This is a genomic window from Bacillus sp. JJ783 (assembly GCF_036963225.1).
GTDB lineage: Bacteria > Bacillota > Bacilli > Bacillales > Bacillaceae_G > Bacillus_A > Bacillus_A cereus_U.
The window spans coordinates 1-3,236 of sequence record NZ_JBALMG010000240.1; the positions used below are offsets into that span (position 1 = coordinate 1).

Sequence of the window (3,236 nt, forward strand, 5' to 3'; positions counted from 1 at the left end):
TATATACATAGTCTTGTCCATTGTAAAGAACAACAATATCATTCCCTACATCAATTAATACACCTCTAAATCTTTTTTCACCGATTAATTTAACGTATATATTTTCTCCAATATTTTTGTTTAACTCATTCATCTATATCCTCCTTTCTATGGAATTGCACTTTTCTGTCTTCCATTTCTAAAAAATAATCAGGGGCAATGTTCTGTCTTTTAATAGTAAGAATTCTTTTTCATATACCGCGAAATTATTGCAGCGAAATATGAAATCGTTCTTCACTTTCAATCATAATGCCCCTCTTATTTATTAAACATTATTCTTTTTCATTCTTTTTGTTTTTAACTATTTGACTCACACTTTTAATATGAGAATTAATTACATAAATGACTTCATCACCGTTTACTAGTGTAATATTTCTATCATGTATATCACTTAATAAACCTTCCACACACTCTGGTCCACCACGATTAATCTTTATCCACGTATACTTCAAGTCATTTAATACATCTAAAAAAGTATCGTCATCAGCGCAGAAACATGAACCATAGTCTCCTTGTGCTTCTTTCACTTTCCTGACTAGACTCTTCACATGTTTCAGCTGATAATACACTAATTCTCCATGAGGTAATTGTAGTGTAAGGTAATCTTTTCCTAACAATGACAGTACACCTACTCGACTTTCCGGTCCGCGAAGATTTACTTTTACATTCTCACCGACTAAACCTTTGATTTGATCACAGCATACTACATTCTTCAAATTCCTACCCCCCTTTCTGTATTATCTTCCTCTACTTGATTGTCTTAGTGCGCGAGCTCGACTTGAATTATTGCTGTTTTCATTACTTTTCTCATCGCTACTCTCATTGCTACTCTCATCGTTCTCTCCACTTCCTGGTGCATTATAATTAACACTTTTAATATGAGACAGTGCAATTAGTACAAGTTCTTCTTTTATAATTAACGTTACATAACCGCTAGAAACATCTTGTAAAATACCTTCAATTTTCTCTGGACCACCACGATTAATTTTCACCCAGCGGTATTTGAAGTTTTGAAGTAGCGTTTCAAAGTCTTCTGCACCGTCTTCTTCCGCCCCTCCAGAATCAGCTATTCCACCATCTTTCGTATTTTTTGTAATGCTTTTCAGATGGCGAAGCGAATAGTAATGGTGCTCTCCTTTTTCATTCTGTAATAAGAAGTAGTCCGCACCTATTGATACTATTGTTCCTGTTTGAGATTCTGGTCCACCTCTGTTTACTCTTACATAAGATCCAATTAAACCCTCCAAAAAATCCCAATTAAATAAACTCACGAGAAAACCCCTTCCATTAATTTATAAGCTTTTGCACTGATAGTATATGTATCTGTACAGGTTACGTTCTCTATGTTTGTCCCCTGTATAAAAAAATATGCTTTTAACTAATAGTACTAATCCCTATAAAATCTTCTTTCCCTTAAAGTAACTCTAGAATTTCGGATGACTTTTTCATCCCTTAATATAAAAAGCCCCCGTATTAAGATACATTTCTGCATATCTTAATACGGGAGCTTTTTATAAATTTAATCTTCGTCTTTAACATCCATATCTTCTGGAATTGGTTCGTTTAATATTTCTTCCACTAACTGCTTATATTTCTCCATTTGTTCTAAATGTGTATTAAACTGTTCCTTGTTTATTAAATATTGCTCTCCATCAAACAGTGCACGCACTTTCTTTTGCTGAATTAAGTCTTCAACATACGATTTTGGTAATTTCAAATACTCCGCAGCCTCTTCTATTGTTATATACAATGTGTTCATTCCTTTATTATTTTTTCATATATATACTGTATCTTACTTTATTTTTGTAAACAAATAAAAAAGATTTTGTAAATACAAATTAAAAAGCAGGTAGATGCATTCCATATATTGTATAATAGTATAGTGAGTATTTTTTTAAATATAGAATGGTATTACCCATTTACACAAAGGAGAGTTAACATATGGCTACTCGTCACATCATTACAATGTTAGAAAAAACATTACGAGTTGAAACAGAAAACACAATTTCTCATCTATCTAGTTCTTTATCCGATCGTATTCTTTCACAAAGTGCAGCAGTACATGAAAGCAATTGCTATCATACAATTGGCGAATGGTACAAAAATCATTTCTTATTCCAACAAGATGATTTCCTTTGGGCTAAATACGTTTTCTATGACGCATATTGTGAGGCTATAAAAAAACAAGGTCATCTTACAAAACGCGTTCGCCAAATATTAGAATCATTAGCTCGAAAACATGGAAAACAATACATTGCATCTATACTAAATATGCCATTTCCTAATGAACAGGCAAAAGGGACAGCATAAACCAATCCTAGATTCATTGTTTTCTAGAGAGATTACAAATAAAACGTTCATGTCACATGAACTAATGAAACCGGTGTCATGATAATGATTGAAGATATAATAAACAGGAAAACCCCCATTTACCTCTCTCGTCCATACGAATAGAGAAGTAGATGGGGGTTTCTTAAATATTTCATCCAAAATTACTAACATTCTCCTTGTTATCCAATTCATTTTTCCACTCTTTAAATTTATCGATGTCACTGCCGACCTGCTTAATAGCTAAACTGATTATCGCTACATCATCTATTAACCCTAATCCCAAAATGACATCTGGGATTAGATCTATTGGTGATACAAAATATAGAATTGCACCTATAATAGCAAGAAGTGATTTCTTCGGAATTTCGCGATACTCCCCTTTTCTCCAACAATTCACCATTTCAAATAATACTTGGAGATTATCCCAAACATCCGCTAGAGCACCTTGATTATTTTGAGATATTTTCATCCCTTTTTGTATTAAAGTTTGCATTTTACTTTCATCTTCTAAGTATGCGCTGGCCCGATTTTGATACTTTTTATTTTCTTTTTCAAATTTCTCAATACCAAATTTCCCTTTAATAATTTTTTTATTAAACATATATAATACACTCCTTCATTATTTAACTTATATAATCAAAATAAAACATTTACAATGCAATAATACAAAACATAGAACCAACCAAAAAACGTATTAATACATACCCAAAATATTGAATGATTTTTCCCCAATGAAAGACACATCGCTGTTATATTTCCTATATTAAAGAACCAAGAAGTTATCTTTCTAGCATTAGTTCCTTTTATTACTACATCATTAAAATACTTGTAACCCCACTCTTTTAAACTGCACTTTATATTTTCTA

Annotated in this window: 5 protein-coding genes and 2 pseudogenes; 1 reads left to right on the forward strand and 6 read right to left on the reverse strand. The window is 32.1% G+C overall.

Annotated features, from left to right (window positions below; translation table 11 throughout):
• From V7038_RS28980 to V7038_RS28995, 4 genes and pseudogenes are all read right to left on the reverse strand, one after another.
• Positions 1-133, reverse strand: a pseudogene (locus V7038_RS28980) (DUF2642 domain-containing protein); the annotation flags it as partial.
• A gap of 178 nt (positions 134-311) precedes the next feature.
• Positions 312-755, reverse strand: a complete 444-nt coding sequence (locus V7038_RS28985; RefSeq protein ID WP_002113597.1) for a hypothetical protein — start codon at positions 753-755, stop codon at positions 312-314.
• A 21-nt stretch (positions 756-776) separates the two neighbouring features.
• Entirely contained in the window at positions 777-1,310 is a 534-nt protein-coding gene (locus tag V7038_RS28990) for a spore coat protein (RefSeq protein ID WP_335696050.1), read from the reverse strand.
• A gap of 248 nt (positions 1,311-1,558) precedes the next feature.
• Positions 1,559-1,798, reverse strand: coding sequence for a helix-turn-helix domain-containing protein (locus V7038_RS28995; protein WP_002010190.1), 240 nt, complete (start codon positions 1,796-1,798; stop codon positions 1,559-1,561).
• A gap of 182 nt (positions 1,799-1,980) precedes the next feature.
• Here V7038_RS28995 and V7038_RS29000 point away from each other — a divergent pair, with 182 nt between their 5' ends.
• Positions 1,981-2,349 carry a hypothetical protein gene (locus V7038_RS29000; RefSeq protein ID WP_002113592.1) on the forward strand — a complete coding sequence of 123 codons (369 nt, stop codon included), beginning with the start codon at positions 1,981-1,983 and terminating at the stop codon, positions 2,347-2,349.
• Positions 2,350-2,521: 172 nt separating this feature from the next.
• Here the strand turns inward: V7038_RS29000 and V7038_RS29005 are convergent, their stop codons facing one another.
• Both V7038_RS29005 and V7038_RS29010 read right to left on the reverse strand, forming a co-directional pair.
• Positions 2,522-2,971, reverse strand: coding sequence for a YkvA family protein (locus V7038_RS29005; RefSeq protein ID WP_335696051.1), 450 nt, complete (start codon positions 2,969-2,971; stop codon positions 2,522-2,524).
• A 35-nt stretch (positions 2,972-3,006) separates the two neighbouring features.
• Positions 3,007-3,236, reverse strand: a pseudogene (locus V7038_RS29010) (hypothetical protein); the annotation flags it as partial.

What these genes read in the sequence shown, in the direction of transcription:
- V7038_RS28995 (WP_002010190.1), bottom strand. Translation starts at nt 1,798, where the DNA reads ATGAACACATTGTATATAACAATAGAAGAGGCTGCGGAGTATTTGAAA.
- V7038_RS29000 (WP_002113592.1), top strand. Translation starts at nt 1,981, where the DNA reads ATGGCTACTCGTCACATCATTACAATGTTAGAAAAAACATTACGAGTT.
- V7038_RS29005 (WP_335696051.1), bottom strand. Translation starts at nt 2,971, where the DNA reads ATGTTTAATAAAAAAATTATTAAAGGGAAATTTGGTATTGAGAAATTT.